Source organism: Psychrobacter sp. AOP30-A2-5, assembly GCF_052378115.1.
In the GTDB taxonomy this organism is placed as follows: Bacteria; Pseudomonadota; Gammaproteobacteria; order Pseudomonadales; family Moraxellaceae; genus Psychrobacter.
On the sequence record NZ_JBQSXK010000014.1, the window covers coordinates 15,611 to 31,928 of the forward strand.

A 16,318-nucleotide genomic window follows, 5' to 3' on the forward strand; every position below is an offset into this window, starting at 1 on the left:
GGTGTCACTAAAGTTCATACCAGCTGAGTAAACGATCATAAAACAAGGAGTGTGAAATGAGCATGATGAAGTCACTGATATTTATTGAACCAGGCAAAATTGAAATTGTAGATAAAAAAATCCCTGATGTAGGCCCTAATGATGCCTTGATAAAAATTACGACCACGACCATTTGTGGTACTGACATCCATATCTTTAAAGGTGAGTATGCCGTTGCAAAAGGCTTAACCATTGGTCACGAGCCAGTAGGTATCATTGAAAAGCTTGGTAGTGCAGTCATGGGCTATGAAGAAGGGCAGCGAGTCATTGCTGGTGCCATTTGCCCAACGTTTACCTCCTATGCCAGTCAAGATGGTTTCCCTTCACAAGATGGTGGTTATCTTGATGCAGATGGTAGATGTTCTTGTCACGGTTATAAAGCCACAGGCGGCTGGCGTTTTGGTAATCACATTGATGGTACGCAAGCAGAGTATGTGCTAGTGCCAGATGCGCAGGCCAATCTATGTCCAGTGCCAGATGGACTGACGGATGAGCAAGTGTTGATGTGTCCTGACATTATGTCGACAGGCTTCAAAGGCGCAGAAAACGCCAATATTCAGATTGGTGATGTGGTTGCTATCTTTGCACAAGGCCCTATCGGTTTATGCGCTACTGCTGGGGCAAGGATTAAAGGCGCGTCACTGATTATCGCTGTCGATGGCAATAATGACCGTTTGGCCATGGCAAAAAAACTGGGAGCAGATATTACTCTAAACTTCACGGAAGTTGACGTGGTTGATGAGATCATGAAAATCACTGGTGGTCGTGGGGTGGATAGCAGTATCGAGGCGTTAGGTTTACAGTCTACGTTTGAGCAATGCCTCAAAATATTAAAACCAGGCGGTACACTCTCAAGCTTGGGTGTGTATTCTGAAGATTTAGTCATTCCAATGGCTCATTTCGCCTCTGGTCTTGGCGATCATACGATAAGAACGGCTCTCTGCCCAGGAGGTAAAGAGCGTATGCGCCGATTGATGAATGTCATCGAGTCGGGTCGAGTAGATTTATCAGAGATGGTGACGCATACCTATGCCTTGGATGATATTGTAGAGGCTTATGACTTGTTCATGCATCAGCGTGACGGCGTACTAAAAATTGCTATCAAGCCATAATTATTCCGCAAGATATAATCGCTATATAATAGAAGAGCCTGCATCTAAAGGATACAGGCTCTTCTATTACGTGTTACTTTTAATCAAAATGTCAGTTCATCCTATCAACAAGTGATTATCTTGTTCAGGAATAATCAGCTCTTGTCTTAGAGGTAGCTCAGGCACTAGCTCTTGCAAGGCACGGCGATAAACGCCTCGTTTAAAATGAATCACTTGTCCAAGTGGATACCAGTAACTGACCCATTGCCAATGATCAAATTCTGGTTTGCCCTCATCAAAGCGGATATGTTGAGTGTTCGTCTCATCTAAGCGTAGCAAAAACCATTTCTGTTTTTGCCCAATACATAAAGGGTGCTGTCCATGCCGCACATAGCGTTTTGGCAGACGATAGCGCAACCAATCTTGCGTCACTGCCAATAAGTCTACATGACGCGGATGCAGGCCGACCTCTTCCCAGAGCTCGCGATACATCGCATCCATCGGCGTCTCCCCACGGTCGATACCGCCTTGTGGGAACTGCCAAGCGTTGTGACCAATACGTTTTGCCCACAGAACCTGCCCTTGTGTATTTGCCAAGATGATGCCGACATTGGCGCGAAAGCCGTCTGCATCTATCATGATTAAACCTTTTTAATTTATTTAAAATAGCTTATTTTGAGCTAGAACCGTGACAGCAATCATAATTATTATAAGGTGATGGTTGTCGATATTAGGTCAAAATAAGATTCATTACCGTTATTAAACCAAGAAACAAGCAAAATGTGTAACAGTATTTTGCTATAAAATGTTTCACGAGCTTAACTGTTTAAAATCAACCAGTTATAATTAAACTTTTGTAATGTTTTTTGGGGAATCTTACTACAAAGATAGGTTCGAACTATAAGAGGATAGGTTTGAATAATAAACAGTAGGCGGTGTCTGAATGTTAATTCACTGCTAAGAAAATTTTAGTAAAAAGGTTTAATTAAAAATAAGGCTACAAAAGACAAATAGGTGAGCTATTTATAATAATAATGATTTTGGATGACAATGGCTCGATAAAATGTGCCATTGGCTTATGCTACACTAGCCAAGTAAAAATATTGCCAGAAAATAAAAATCGGGCAACGAGCTAATTAAAATAAGGAATGGTCAAGATGTCAGAGTCAAAAGCAAGTGTAACGTGGCAAGAAAACAAAGCATTTATGGGCGTGTCACCATCAGGGCATAATGTACAGATCGATGCCGATAAAGAAAAAGGCGCAAGTCCGATGGAACTGATTCTATTGGGGCTTGGTGGTTGTGCTAGCTACGATGTGGTAGCGATTTTACGAAAATCGCGTCAAGAGGTGACAGACGTGCGTTGTGAGCTGACCGCTCAGCGTGCTGAAACTGTACCAGCTGTCTATACTGACATTCACATGCATTTTGTGGTGACAGGACAAGATGTCAAAGAAAGCCAAGTAGAGAAGGCCATAAAACTGTCCGCAGAAAAATACTGCTCGGCCAGTAGAATGTTGGTACAAGGTGGGGTGAACGTCACCCATGATTTCGAAGTGATTGCAGGGTAGGGGCAAGTATACTAATGAATGCACTTCTGGAATTAGTCTCTGATACCGCAGCGTCCGCCATTTGGGCGATGGTCGCAGCAAGTTTACTACCGCTTGCCATGGCATTGACAGCGAAAGCTATTGGCGGCTTTAATTTGGCTGACAATGCCCATCCACGTGATTTTTTACAAGGTACGACGGGCGCGGCCGCACGTGCTAACGCGGCCCAGCAAAACAGCTATGAAACTTTGCCAATATTTTTGGCGGCTGTTTTAACGGCGATGTTATTCTTTGTACCACAATCGATTATCAATATACTGGCTTGGTTGTACGTGCTGATTCGTATCGGTTTTTGCGTGGCTTATATTACTAATTTGGCGACGTTTCGCTCCATACTTTGGGTGTTATCGATTGCCTGTTGTTTGATGCTATTCTATTTAGCGATTAGGGTGAGTGTTTAATCTTATTCGTTAGACAGATTGGCTTTAAGATAGTGCTGTTTTAAAACAGATTGCCTTTAAGATAAAAGCAGCTATTATTGGCGCACACTGGCTTGCAGTGCACTAATGATAGCTGCTTTATTTTTTTCTCTTTTAATACTGTCCCATAAAACTTTTGCTTCGCTATAGCCTTTGATGAGCATCGCAAGCCATTGCTTATAACGACCCACTAATATCACCTCAGTTTTAGCCCGACCTTCCAAAAATCTTATCTGATGGGTGACCATTGCTTCCCACGACAACGTTGCTGCATTTAGCATGGCATCATCTGAACCGCAATCCACACGAGCAACCAAATCTGGACGAGTAACCGCGCCGCGACCTAACATCAGATGTTCTGTACCAGCTTGAGTCATACAGTTTTTCGCGTGCTCTGTATTCCATATTTCACCGTTGGCAATGACTGGAATATCTAGCGTGTTAAAGCTCTGGATTTTGTCCCAATAGGCTGGTGGCTTATAGCCTTGGGTTTTGGTCCGTGCATGAATGGTCAGCCAATCAGCACCACTGTCTTCAATCGCAGCTTTGATATCATCCATGCGGCTGGTATCGGTGTAGCCTAAACGAATTTTAGCTGAGACTGGAATATGAACGGGAACCGCTTGCCGCACCGCGCTGATAATCTGATACATGGTTTCGGGTTCATCCAATAATACCGAACCACCACGATGGCTATTGACCGTCTTGGCAGGGCAACCAAAGTTGATATCAATTGCTGGTGCACCAAGCGCGGCAGCATAAGCAGCATTTTCTGCCATGAGTTGCGCTTCACTACCGAGCAACTGGACATGAATAGGCGTGCCAGAGGCAGTTTTAGCATCATGACGCAGTTCTGGAGCGTATTTATAAAATACATGCGCTGGCAATACGTGCTGAGTCACACGGATAAATTCGCTAACCGACCAATCATAAGGGCGACCCAAGTCTGATGCAATTTGCGTGAGGATTTGCCGCATTAATGGGTCGGTCAAGCCTTCCATTGGTGCAAGGAGGCGGACGGGATTGGCGAATAACTGACGGATGGTATTTTGACGTATTTGAAGTTGCTGATTAGTATTCATGCTTGTTGTTCACTGCTAAAAGGGTGCTATTAAAGGATTGCCATAAAGACAGGTAGGCTAGAGGTTTAGAGTGGCAAATACAGAAGTGACTAACTGAGAAAAATTAAGTATTACCAAAAATCACTTTTTTGCCTGTCTGCAAACCAGATATCAAGTCTTTAATATTATGGATGTCCAAATTGCTCTGGGCACGTGTGCAAGCGACGTAAAGCAAACGCAACTCTTCAGGGCTTATTTTGACCGCATTGGTCGTCACATCATAATAAAAATCATCATCCAGCTGTACCTTTCCCCATTCGAGCCCTTTCGCTTTGTGGGCAGTGGAGATAACATAGTCAGCATTTTCGATACTGGTGAGACTATTGACCGCTTGGCTCAGGACATTGGTGCCATGATCATCGACCAATTTCACCAGTGTTTTCAGATCACTGCCTTCATTGGTTTCAGAATACTCTTGCACATCACCCCAATTATAAAAATACGCCAGTTCAGGTACGCCATATGCCGATTTACCATTCTTTAAATTTTCAGCTGCCTGACAAAATTTAAGCATACGATCGGTATCGGCTTGTAGCGCTACCCTATGACCTAATTTTAATCCAGTTAATAATTGCGACATTGCGGCTGCATTAGTGCGGCAAAGGATGGCATCTTTTTTACTATGTACCATACCCTTATCAGTAGAAGATTGCTTATTAGGATTGCCTTTTAACGGGACGTCTTCTTGCAATGCTTTGAGCAAAGTATTGGCAATCTCAGCAATCGGTTCGCCAAAACGAAATGACTGGGTCAATAAGGTTTGTGGTAAGGGTAGTTTTTTCATCGCATTGACTGCGCCGCGCCATTCATAAATCTGCTGATGAGCGTCACCCACATAAATTACTTGCCGTGGCTGCTGGGTCAAAATTCCCATCATCAAGGGATCGGCATCTTGCGCTTCATCAAACAAAATAAAATCAGCGGGAATACTGGGTTTAGACAGTGCCCATAATTTAAGATAAATATCATGCCCGATACCAGCAGGATGGCGTGCATCAATAGACTGTAACCAGCGCTGCTCAACAGCAGGGTAGAGCATTTCACGCAGCTGCTCGGCATCAGAATCATCGAGCCAGCTGGGAAACAATATATGTCTAGGGGCAGGATAACTGGCATGGGTACTACAAAAATTGCTGACAGCATCACTGACGAATCGCGACAGTCGGGCTGGAGTGAGGGTAATATATTTGTTTATACCATCCATTTGCCGACGTACTTGGACGGGCTGCAAACCCAAATCATCACCCAAACGCTTGGGTGAAAAACGCGGCAACGACAGCTTAGCAGTGATATCACGGGCGACATGCCGATAAGCAAGCGAATGAAAGGTGCGACATTCCACATGCGGTGGAAACTTTGAGCGAGCATCATTGGCAATGGTTTTGTTAAATGCCAAATACAAACCGCGTCCACGCAAACGCTCACCAATCAGTTTTAAGGTCGTCGTCTTACCAGCACCCGCATAAGCCACCACTTTAAATGACTTGTGATCCATCGCCATGTTGAGCGCGCTCAGCTGCTCATCAGTGGGATCGCTCATATAAGCTGGCATAGATGCGGACATAAAAAATTACCTAAAAGAGTAAAACGGATCAAAAATGACGGGGGTAAAAAAAGCCACTGCATAGACAATGGCTGGCTCGTCATATGAAATTGCAAAATACTTGCAAGCGCACATGACAATAATACAAAAACTCATAGAAAATAAAGGTGGAAATAAGTAGGTTATAGTAACAGATTAGCGCGTTGGCTGTTTTTGGAATAAGTACCTGACAAGTGATGTTATTCTTTACTTAACCCTGCATCGCTTGCTAAGGCAGGACTGTGTTCTTCTTTAATTAAAATTTTTGCTAAAAATAATCCTAGCTCAAACAACAACCACATCGGAATGGCGAGCATCAACATCGACACCCCATCAGGCGGTGTCACGACCGCAGCAACGGCGAAACAGCCGACAATAATATAACGGCGTTTATCTTCTAGGCTCTGAATGGAGACGACGCCCGTCAATATCAATAGCAAGGTGACGACTGGAATCTCAAAGGTTAAACCAAATACCATAAAGAGTTTGAGTGCAAAACTTAAATAACTGTCGATGTCGGTCATCGGCAAGACGTTCTGCGGCGCGAACATAATAAAAAATTTGAGAACGCCTTTAAGGACAATAAAATAAGAGAAAGCCACACCCGCATAAAATAAAAATATAGAGGACATTAAAACGGGAATAGCGATTTTTTTCTCTTTTTTATAGAGACCAGGAGCGACAAACGACCAGATTTGATACAAGATGTAGGGCATTGCAAAGAATGCAGCGACAAAAACAGTCAGGCGTATCGGTGCCATAAAGTTAGAGGTGATATCCGTCGCGATCATCGTTGCGTTGGCAGGCAACTGGGCAACCAATGGGTTGGACAAAAAATCATAGAGCTCGCGTGAAAATCCGACCAAAGCCAAGAATATGACCAGTACGGCAACACATATCTTAATCAAATGATGACGCAGTTCAATCAAATGCTCGGTAATCGGCATATCGCCAAGTGAGCTTAGGATATCGCCAGAGTCCTCAGTATTGCTGTCGACATTACCATCAAGGGTAGCTGTTGAGGTCTCGATATCTGAATCCGCGACTTTTTCTTGACGGCTTTTTTTACGTTTAAATAAGCCCACTAATGACTCTCCTGCTCATGAACAGAAGCCTGTTTAGGTAAAGGACTGTCTATATGGCTGTTTAGTAAGATATCGGCTTTATAATTTGGTAAGTAGGGCGGTTGCGGCAAACGACGCGCTTTATCATAAGCTCCAAGACGAAACCACATATTTTCCCACGGTCTAGTTGTGATGGTTTGAGACACTGGATTGGCGTTATCACTACAGTCAGTTTTTAGACTATCATTATCGCCTTGTGCCGATGACTGCTCAGGGCTTTCTGGTTTCTCAGCCTGTCTATTACTGTCATAGGCGTAGTCAAACGCTTTTGGCTGCACTGGTCGATTATCATCATTCTCACTACTGGCTTGACTACTTTGTCTAGGCGTATTGTCATCGCCTGGATCACGCGATGCTTTTAAATGCTGGTTTTGCGAGGATTCAAACTCTTGCATACTGCCGCGCATCTCCACCATCTCACGCCTCATATCTGCTTCAGTCTGGCGAATTTTGGCCAACTCTTTTTGCATAAGCTGGCGGGTCTCTGCCAAATCAAGTTCAGCTTCGATTTCAGATTGCAGGGTGGATACCGTGCGGCGAATTTTGGCATACCACTGCCCAGCGGTACGCGCTGCCTGTGGCAGTTTTTCTGGGCCCAAGACGATTAGGGCGATAACACCAAAGAGGAGTAGTTCAGAAAAGCCGATATCAAACATAATGTTCCGATGTCACTGTCTAAAAGGTCACTGTCTAGAGGCTATACATTATGCGTGTCATCAACCTTGGTGGTTGTTGGGCGCTCTTCAGTGTGTGCATTGCCATCATGATCGAGCACCACATGCTTTTTAGCATGCTCAGTATTTTCGTCTTTGACCGCTTCTTTGAAGCCTTTGACTGCGCCGCCCAAATCTTTGCCAGCATTTCTAAGCTTCGAGGTGCCAAATACGACCACCACTACCACCAATAAAATCAGCCAATGCGTAATAGAAAAACTACCCATAAATGTATCCTTGTGTCTTGATTTTCAGTCTTTGTATGCCTACTTTGGGTGTATCGAATATCGTTATACTCAATAAACAGCCTCGACATACAATGCGAAGTAAAACAGAGCTATATTATAACCTGCACTTGTGACAAAAAGGTGAAATCAACAATAATCAAACAGGGCAATGGTCAAGCTTATAGAAACTATCGCGCCGCCTTTTCATCGATACCTGATAGACCAAAACGTCGACCTAGCTCATTTAATACTGCATCCGACTCAATATCGAACCACGCCAGTCCAACCAAGGTATGAAACCAGACATCGGCCACCTCATAGATGAGCTCGTGACGAGCGTCATCATATTGCGCTTTATTGCTATTTTCGTCGCAATTGGCAAAATCTTTGGCGGCAATGATACTTTCAGTACTCTCTTCGCCAACTTTTTCTAGAATTTTATTTAAACCCTTTGCGTATAAGCTTGCCACGTACGAGCTATCAGCATCTGCTTGTTTACGCTCTGCCAATACACCGTCAAGCTGCTGCAAAATAGAGCGATTGGTAGTGTCGTTGTCATGGTGACTGTGATTGGCATCTGAAGGGATTACATCGTGAGCCTGCGTCTCGTTAGTTTTAGGAGTGGCTTTTCCTGCATCGCTTGAATGATAAATATCAGCAGGGTCTTTTAATACCTTATCGACGGTTTGCCATTCAGGCGTTTGACCCGACAAATCTAAACGCTGATAGAAGCAAGACTCGCGACCAGTATGGCAAGCGATACCGCCAGCCTGAGTGACACTAAGGACAATCACGTCTGCATCACAGTCCAAGCGAATATCATGTACGGTCTGAGTATGACCCGATGACTCGCCCTTATGCCACAATTTTGCACGTGAGCGTGAAAAATAAACCGCTGTCTGCGTTTGCGCGGTTAACTGTAGTGCTTCGGCATTCATCCAAGCCATCATCAAAATACGCCCAGACTTATGATCTTGAGCAATTGCAGGAATCAAACCATCATCATTAAATTTTATGGCAGCCAGCCAAGCAGGTAAAGTCATAATATATCTGTCTTCTTATTTATATAGAAATCAAAGGGGAATAAGTGAATCGTAACGGATTCTATTTATGGTCTGAATAAAAAAGCGGTTGGTGTTAGGGCATGTCCTCAATATCAAATCCTGTAGAGATGTGGGTACAGCGCTTCTTTCATAATTTTATCAAGCGCAATCGACTTATTGAGGCGAAAGTCATAATTGACAAAATGCTGCCGCGCCTTGGCTACTGTTTCTCCATTATGCATACGGGTGATTTTTATCACTATAGTGCCACCCTTATCGTATAACGGCTCAACGCCTACTTCAAATAATAGCTCTTCACGCGCCCGTATGCGACTGACAATACTTAGCTGTAACTCATCGATAATTAAACCGTGATAATCTGCATCGATCTCTTTAATACCTTTAGAGTAAAAAAATCTCTGCCGCGCCTCACATAGCAATGCCGTCAATGATTCGAGCGTCAGGTACTGAGCCATATCAAGCTCAATATGACGCACACGCATCACTGTTTCAAAGACAAATATGTCGTTATCAAAGTCTAATTCTTGTTTTGACACGTTATCTCCTAGATTGATTGCAGGCTATGAGTGCTGCTAATCATGGTGTAGGTTGGTAGCGTCATCATCGTACGATAGGCGCTCGATAAGTGTGATAAATAACTTTGTATTATTAACGCTCAGCTTATACTAAGGTTCAGTCTCTACTTAAGCACAGCTTAAGCTGACATTCAATCTATTTGGCGGTAAATCCGCAGTTTTATGAGTGTTTTGACTAAAATCTTTATAAATGGGCTCATACTCATTATCCACTGTCATACCTACTAAGGCGTGTTCTCATTTTAAAAATAATGATAAGAATGATATAAATTGCCGTCAAACAAAGAAAGTAGCGCAAATAATATCGAGAAATGAACCAGCTGTTTAACGTAGCTTGGCAGAATTTAACCGTTTTTAGTCCATTTATTTGCTTTCGTTCAGATTGAGGACACGCCCTAGGCGAGGCGTAAAAGTTTCCTTGGCAAAACAGTGCATTATCTGCTAAAATACCGCCTCCCACCTCGAGGCAAATAGAGGTTTAGTGGGTGTTTTTACAGCCACTATTCGTTATTAACTATTTGACGACCAGGTTCTATCAAAGACAAAGAGGCAAATCATCATGAAAGTTAAGATGAAAACCAGAAGCGGTGCAGCTAAACGCTTCAAAAAAACAGCGAACGGCTTCAAGCGTAAGCAAGCAAACAAAAGCCATATCTTGACCAAGAAATCAGCTAAGCGTATTCGCCAGTTGCGCGGTCTAAAGATGGTGGACAAGTCTGACGAAGCAGCAGTTCGTCGCATGTGCCCATACATCTAGTAGGCTATCGTCATTTATCTTTAATTAAGCGCTGTTTAATTTATGGCGACTGGATTAAAAATATCTGACTTTGCAATCTGATAGCGATGTCTACTATTCGATGACATCGTGATTCGTTTAATAATGATTAAAGAAATCTTGGAGTAATTTATGGCCCGTGTAAAACGTGGTGTACAGGCGAATCGTCGTCACAAAAAAATCCTAAAACGCGCAAAAGGCTACTACGGTGCCCGTTCACGTGTTTACCGCGTAGCGGTACAAGCAGTGACCAAAGCTGGTCAATATGCTTATCGTGACCGTCGCAACAAAAAACGTACCTTCCGTCGTCTTTGGATTGCACGTATCAATGCTGGTGCACGCTTAAACGGCTTAAGCTACAGCCGCTTTATCAATGGCATGAAATTGGCTAACATCACTGTCGATCGTCGCGTACTTGCTGACATCGCTATGCATGATGCAGCGACTTTCACAGCGTTGGTCGAAAAAGCAAAAGCGGCATTAGCATAAATATTAACCTTCCTTTAGGGTTGCTGCTTGTTTAGTCAGAATTTACAAGTAGTTATCTATATGGATAGGGATAATATTGATTAATAGTATGATATTAATAAAAGCTACCGCTGGTCGGTGGCTTTTTTTATATCACATTATCTTAATACTTCATGTCACAGCCTTGTTTTAGCACCAACGCTAAATATGCTTTTTTGAGATAGCTTTTATCATCGTCTAAATATTCAAGCCATTCATATCACTGGTATTATTTTTGAATGACTGGGTAAATGGTTTGCAATATTTGGTCAAATCCCTACAATTACCAATCACTATTATTAATAGTCCGTTTAAATCAGGAAGAATGCATCTTATGACTACCCCTGCTGCTACCACCGATTTGTCGGCGCTACCGACCTTGTCCACAGAGCTAAGCGAGCTTAATGAAGCTCAGCTAAATGAGTTGGCCAGTACCGCTGAAGCCTTGGTTCTACAAGTAACCGATGTGCGTGCGTTGCAAGATTTGCGTGTGCAATTGACCGGCAAAAAGAGCCCATTAACTGGCTGGTCAAAGCAGATGGGTAAACTCAGCAGCGACGATAAAAAAACCTACGGCGGCTGGTTACATCAAGTTCGTAGCCGTATTCAAGATGCGTTGACAGCGCAGCAGCAGCAGTTAGAAGTGGCTGCACTAAATGCCAAGCTTGCAAGCGAAAGTATTGATATCACCTTGCCTGCTCGCGGTGGTCAAAAAGGTCATTTGCATCCAGTGACCATGATTACCCAGCGTATGCAGCAGTATTTTATACAAGCGGGTTTTAACGTTGCTACTGGTCCTGAAGTCGAAAGCGATTACTATAACTTTGAAGCGCTCAATATTCCGTCGCATCATCCAGCACGCGCGATGCACGATACCTTCTATTTTGATGCGCATTATCTACTGCGTACGCATACCAGCCCCGTGCAGATTCGCACCATGGAAAAGAATGAACCGCCTATTCGTATTATTTGCCCAGGTCGCGTTTATCGCAATGACTCGGATCAAACGCATTCGCCGATGTTCCATCAGCTAGAAGGTTTAATGGTCACTGAGTCGAGCACTTTTGCTGAGCTAAAGGGTCTGATTAGTGAGTTCTTGGAAGCATTTTTTGCCAAAGAGCTGACTGTACGTTTCCGTCCGTCATTTTTCCCCTTTACCGAGCCGTCAGCTGAAGTGGATATTCTCGATGACAATGGTAAATGGCTTGAGGTTATGGGCTGCGGTATGGTACACCCACAAGTACTGACCAACTGCGGTATTGATGCCGAAAAATATACTGGCTTTGCTTTTGGAATGGGGATTGAGCGCTTCGCGATGTTATATTACGGCATCGATGATTTGCGTTTATTTTTCCAAAATGACGTACGCTTTTTAAAGCAGTTTGGCTAGATTTTATTATTTAATAATACCTCTACCTTTACTCCAAAACCTTTATTATAAAATTCTGATCTGAGATATTTATGAAAATTAGCGAACAGTGGCTACGTCAATGGGTAAACCCCAACAATAGCAGTGAGCAATTGGCCGAACAACTCACGATGGCAGGACTTGAGATTGATGATCGCTATGCGGTTGCCCGTACCTTCAGTGGTGTGGTTGTCGGTGAAGTCATCAGCGTCGAGCAACATCTAGATGCCGATAAACTGCGCGTTACGCAGGTGAATATTGGTGCCGCTGAGCCATTACAAATTGTCTGCGGTGCACCTAATGTCACCGTTGGTATGAAAGCACCGGTTGCGACCGTTGGTGCCATTTTGCCTTCTGATAATGGTGCAGGTTTTGAAATTAAAAACGGTAACCTACGTGGTGTCGACTCTAACGGTATGCTATGCGGCGCGTCTGAAATTGATTTAATCGATAGCATCGATGGTCTGCTTGAATTGCCAGCTGATGCACCGATTGGTATGGATATTCGTGAGTATTTAGGTTTAGACAATCAGATATTAGATATCTCTATCACGCCAAATCGCGGTGACTGCTTTAGTGTACGCGGTATTGCACGCGAAATATCAGTTATCAATGATTTGCCAATGCAGCTGCCTGAGATTCCTACCAATGTGGTAGTTACTGAAAACGCTGCTGGTACTGCTACGCCAGTGGTAACGGTTAGTGCAATTGAAGCGTGCCCACGCTATTTACTACAATTAATCAGCAATATTGATCGTAGCATCGATACACCAAAGTGGATGCAAGATGCACTAGTGCAGTCAGGACTACGCTCGCACAACTTTTTGGTTGATGTGACCAACTATGTATTGATGGAATTGGGTCAGCCGCTACATGCGTTTGATGCTGATACTATCGAGGGCGATATCGTTGTGCGTTTGGCACAGCCTGAAGAAACGATTACTTTATTGAATGAGCAAACCATTACCTTAACCGGTGATGAATTGCTCATCGCTGATGATAAAGGCGCATTGGCACTTGCCGGAATCATGGGCGGTCAGCGTAGTAGTGTGACTGATAGCACAACCAATATTGTTGTAGAAAGCGCTTTCTTTGGTCAGCTAGCTATTGCCGCGCGCGCACGCCGTTTTGGGTTACATACCGATGCCTCACAACGTTTTGAGCGTGGGGTAGACTTTGCGTTACCAGAGCTAGCACTGGCACGCGCTGTTGATTTGATTACTAGCGTTACTGGTGGGCAAGCCGGACAAATAGTAAAAGCAGAAAGCAGTGAGCATTTACCAGCTCGCGCACCGATCACTTTACCAATTGCTAAAGTTCGTGATGTCATCGGTATTGAGATTGAGCCAGCAGTCATGGTTCGTATCTTAACCCAATTGGGCTTTGAGATAGTGCAGCAAGCCGATAGCCTGATTTGCACGCCGCCATCGTATCGCTTTGACATGAGTATTAAAGAAGACCTCATCGAAGAAATTGCGCGTATCTATGGCTATGACAATATTCCAAGCGTGTTGCCGCATTTGCAAGTCAGCATGGATTATGACGATACCGCAGACTTGACACACGAGATGAAGCTCGCGCTGGTCGATAATGGCTATATGGAAGCCATTAGCTTTAGCTTTAGTGACGCAAAAATAGAAGCCTTGCTCGATGATAAAGCTTTAGGAGAAGTGTTGGCACTGGCCAATCCTATCTCTAGTGACTTAGCCGTGATGCGCCGTACTTTGTTATCAAGCTTATTACCTTGCGTGCAGTACAATCTCAATCGTCAGCAGCCGCGCGTGCGTTTCTTTGAAACAGGGCTTAGCTTTGTTGGTCAAAGTATTAGTGAATTGGTACAAACGCCAAGTATTGCGTTAGTAGCAGTTGGCGATGTCTGGGACGAGCAAGCGTATCAAAACCGTGCGTTAGACTTTTATGATCTTAAGCATGATATTGAGCAGTTATTACCTGCACAAATGGATAGCGCCCGTATTCGCTATGAGCGCAGTGAGCTTGCTTTCTTGCATCCGGGTCAAAGTGCTAAGCTCTATATTGATGATGAATATGTCGGTTGGTTGGGTCAGTTGCATCCTAACACGGCTAAGCAGTTAGATTTGCCAGCTACGTGGGTTGCTCAATTATCACTTGCGCCATTACTGACCCTTGCCCGTGAGCAGCATACCATCAGCACCCCGAGCAAATTTCCACAAGTACGCCGTGATATTGCCATTTTAGTAGATAGTGAGATCAGCTTACAGACATTAGAGTCGACGATACGCACGGCAGCTGGTGAGCTATTGGCTGATCTGTGGCTGTTTGATGTGTATCAAGGCGACAACGTGCCAGCTGGTCAGCGCTCATTAGCTTTTGCGCTAATATGGCAAGACAATGCACAAACGCTATCTGATGACGCCATTAAAACCGCGACTGACAAAGTGGTACAAGCACTAACTGAGCAACATGCTGCAAAGTTGCGTGACAGCTAACATATAACTCTTATCATAGACATGCTCTGTAGCCTCACTCTTAAAGAGGCTATAGGGCATTGCTATTTATAAGAATTATGATTTTATAAAATTTTTATCCATAAAAATAGTTAAGTGGTTATTAATAAAGGATTTTAAAGCAGTCTTTGTTAAAAAGAGGTTAGAAAACCTTTATAATAACTAGCATTAACCCTCATACCGCTAAACCATGATATTCGACATCACGACATAGCATAGGAGTCGTACTGTGAGCACCTTAACCAAATCTGACATGATTGAGCATTTGATGAGTCATCTTGACCTAACACGCCAAGAAGGCCGCTGTTTGGTAGAGAATTTCTTTGATGAATTGTCAGAGAGTTTAATTGATGGCAAAGAGGTCAAGCTTTCAGGCTTTGGCAACTTCGAGCTTAAAGATAAAAATAGCCGTCCAGGTCGCAACCCTAAGACAGGAGAGCCAGTCGCCGTATCAGCACGCCGCGTGGTGACTTTCAAAACAGGGCAAAAATTCCGTCAACAAGTTGATGAGCGTCTCTTTGACGAGTAGCAGTAACTGTCAATCGTATAAAACTGAACATATAAATATATCATGACTTCATGATGGTTGTTAAAGTTACGCTTTATTATTAATGTGAGATGGTTGATCTACATTTGATCAGAGATCATTAACTATCATATTTAGCTATTAATAACCATGAACGATGGTAAATGACACGCACAAAAAAAGAGAGCTTAGGCTCTCTTTTTTTTACTACAGTATTTCTATCATATAAACGATAAAATTACTGAGCTGGTTCTTCAATAACTACAACTTCGTCAGCTGCGTCTACAGCTGGAGTTTCGCTAGCTACGTCAACGCTAGTAGTAGTACCGTCTACAGGTACTTCAGCATCGATTTCGTCAGTAGCAGTAGCAACTTGAGCATCAGCGATGTCAGCTTCAGCTTCAGCAACAGCAGCGTCAGCATCAGCAGTTACTTCGCCTTCAGCAGCAGCTTCGTTTAGCTCTTCTGATGCATCTTGCACTTCTTCTTGTGCGTCAGATAAATCTTCAGCGGCGTTTTCTTTGTTGCTGTCACAGGCAGTAAGGCCCATAGTTGCAGTCATGATACCAGCTAGAGCAAGTAATTTTAAGTTCATAAGGTTTTCTCCGGGAAAATGAAATGATCAGTAGCAGCAAAAAAGGTTGAAAGCTGAGATTTCTCAGAATTCAACTAGTCTTAGTTACAGCTACTCAGCTTTCACGCATTCTATAGGATTTCTATATAAATAGAAATAGGCTGTACAATTAAGTAACAATAAAATTGTAAATAGTGTTTTACATCACTTATTCATTATAATTTTTAATACAACGAGCCAAATTAATAGACGTATAATCAATGACATCAGCCTATTTTGATGACTTTTTCGATGTCTTGATTTCCACTATGCTTTTTAAGCATCTATTGTATCTATTAGGGTTTAATAGTCATTAAATGTCTTGATTAGTGCAATATCAAGAGCCTAGTAAAGTAGCGTTTATCAAAAATACTTTGTCACTACTTACGTATCAGAAATCGGATTTGATCAGAAAATAAAGAATTGAGTCAAAATTAC

General features: G+C 43.2%; 17 protein-coding genes. 8 read left to right on the forward strand and 9 right to left on the reverse strand.

Annotated elements, in window-relative coordinates:
* Positions 1-56 precede the first annotated feature (56 nt).
* Positions 57-1,151: an NAD(P)-dependent alcohol dehydrogenase gene (locus ACT3S4_RS10435; RefSeq protein ID WP_201540634.1), complete on the forward strand. Its 1,095-nt coding sequence runs from the start codon at positions 57-59 to the stop codon at positions 1,149-1,151.
* 96 nt (positions 1,152-1,247) lie between these two features.
* Here the strand turns inward: ACT3S4_RS10435 and ACT3S4_RS10440 are convergent, their stop codons facing one another.
* On the reverse strand, positions 1,248-1,769 hold the full coding sequence (locus tag ACT3S4_RS10440; RefSeq protein WP_045452438.1) for an RNA pyrophosphohydrolase: 522 nt from the start codon (positions 1,767-1,769) through the stop codon (positions 1,248-1,250).
* A 518-nt stretch (positions 1,770-2,287) separates the two neighbouring features.
* Between ACT3S4_RS10440 and ACT3S4_RS10445 the strand changes: the two genes are divergently transcribed.
* Together ACT3S4_RS10445 and ACT3S4_RS10450 are read left to right on the forward strand one after the other, a co-directional pair.
* The gene (locus ACT3S4_RS10445; protein WP_444761008.1) at positions 2,288-2,701 is read left to right on the forward strand and encodes an OsmC family protein; all 414 of its coding nucleotides are present in this window, start codon (positions 2,288-2,290) and stop codon (positions 2,699-2,701) included.
* A gap of 14 nt (positions 2,702-2,715) precedes the next feature.
* The gene (locus ACT3S4_RS10450) at positions 2,716-3,141 is read left to right on the forward strand and encodes an MAPEG family protein (RefSeq protein ID WP_444761009.1); all 426 of its coding nucleotides are present in this window, start codon (positions 2,716-2,718) and stop codon (positions 3,139-3,141) included.
* A gap of 74 nt (positions 3,142-3,215) precedes the next feature.
* On the opposite strand, the gene ACT3S4_RS10455 is transcribed toward ACT3S4_RS10450, so the two are convergent.
* The 7 genes from ACT3S4_RS10455 to ACT3S4_RS10485 form a co-directional block, all read right to left on the reverse strand.
* Positions 3,216-4,241, reverse strand: a complete 1,026-nt coding sequence (locus ACT3S4_RS10455; RefSeq protein ID WP_444761010.1) for a tRNA dihydrouridine synthase — start codon at positions 4,239-4,241, stop codon at positions 3,216-3,218.
* A gap of 103 nt (positions 4,242-4,344) precedes the next feature.
* On the reverse strand, positions 4,345-5,844 hold the full coding sequence (locus tag ACT3S4_RS10460; RefSeq protein WP_055125342.1) for a UvrD-helicase domain-containing protein: 1,500 nt from the start codon (positions 5,842-5,844) through the stop codon (positions 4,345-4,347).
* A 218-nt stretch (positions 5,845-6,062) separates the two neighbouring features.
* Positions 6,063-6,947: a twin-arginine translocase subunit TatC gene (gene tatC, locus ACT3S4_RS10465; protein WP_444761011.1), complete on the reverse strand. Its 885-nt coding sequence runs from the start codon at positions 6,945-6,947 to the stop codon at positions 6,063-6,065.
* Positions 6,947-7,642 (reverse strand): Sec-independent protein translocase protein TatB, encoded by a 696-nt coding sequence (tatB, locus tag ACT3S4_RS10470; protein WP_444761012.1) that lies wholly within the window; start codon positions 7,640-7,642, stop codon positions 6,947-6,949. The genes tatC and tatB overlap by 1 nt, the downstream gene beginning before the upstream one ends.
* Before the next feature lie 41 nt (positions 7,643-7,683).
* Positions 7,684-7,926: a Sec-independent protein translocase subunit TatA gene (gene tatA / locus ACT3S4_RS10475; protein ID WP_045445916.1), complete on the reverse strand. Its 243-nt coding sequence runs from the start codon at positions 7,924-7,926 to the stop codon at positions 7,684-7,686.
* 188 nt (positions 7,927-8,114) lie between these two features.
* A complete protein-coding gene (gene hisIE / locus ACT3S4_RS10480) occupies positions 8,115-8,969 on the reverse strand; it encodes a bifunctional phosphoribosyl-AMP cyclohydrolase/phosphoribosyl-ATP diphosphatase HisIE (RefSeq protein ID WP_270896917.1) in 855 nt (284 codons plus the stop codon).
* A gap of 113 nt (positions 8,970-9,082) precedes the next feature.
* On the reverse strand, positions 9,083-9,526 hold the full coding sequence (locus ACT3S4_RS10485) for an acyl-CoA thioesterase (RefSeq protein ID WP_426138507.1): 444 nt from the start codon (positions 9,524-9,526) through the stop codon (positions 9,083-9,085).
* A 598-nt stretch (positions 9,527-10,124) separates the two neighbouring features.
* On the opposite strand from ACT3S4_RS10485, the gene rpmI reads away from it, so the two are divergent.
* The 5 genes from rpmI to ACT3S4_RS10510 all read left to right on the forward strand — a co-directional run bounded on the left by rpmI (position 10,125) and on the right by ACT3S4_RS10510 (position 15,270).
* Positions 10,125-10,322 (forward strand): 50S ribosomal protein L35, encoded by a 198-nt coding sequence (rpmI, locus tag ACT3S4_RS10490; protein ID WP_010197866.1) that lies wholly within the window; start codon positions 10,125-10,127, stop codon positions 10,320-10,322.
* Positions 10,323-10,472: 150 nt separating this feature from the next.
* Positions 10,473-10,829: a 50S ribosomal protein L20 gene (rplT, locus tag ACT3S4_RS10495; RefSeq protein WP_025651520.1), complete on the forward strand. Its 357-nt coding sequence runs from the start codon at positions 10,473-10,475 to the stop codon at positions 10,827-10,829.
* Positions 10,830-11,181: 352 nt separating this feature from the next.
* Positions 11,182-12,237 carry a phenylalanine--tRNA ligase subunit alpha gene (gene pheS / locus ACT3S4_RS10500; protein WP_444761013.1) on the forward strand — a complete coding sequence of 352 codons (1,056 nt, stop codon included), beginning with the start codon at positions 11,182-11,184 and terminating at the stop codon, positions 12,235-12,237.
* A 71-nt stretch (positions 12,238-12,308) separates the two neighbouring features.
* On the forward strand, positions 12,309-14,723 hold the full coding sequence (pheT, locus tag ACT3S4_RS10505; protein ID WP_201560896.1) for a phenylalanine--tRNA ligase subunit beta: 2,415 nt from the start codon (positions 12,309-12,311) through the stop codon (positions 14,721-14,723).
* Between the two features lie 247 nt (positions 14,724-14,970).
* A complete protein-coding gene (locus tag ACT3S4_RS10510; RefSeq protein WP_045445928.1) occupies positions 14,971-15,270 on the forward strand; it encodes an integration host factor subunit alpha in 300 nt (99 codons plus the stop codon).
* 235 nt (positions 15,271-15,505) lie between these two features.
* Here the strand turns inward: ACT3S4_RS10510 and ACT3S4_RS10515 are convergent, their stop codons facing one another.
* Positions 15,506-15,862, reverse strand: a complete 357-nt coding sequence (locus tag ACT3S4_RS10515) for a hypothetical protein (RefSeq protein WP_045452446.1) — start codon at positions 15,860-15,862, stop codon at positions 15,506-15,508.
* Positions 15,863-16,318 lie beyond the last annotated feature (456 nt).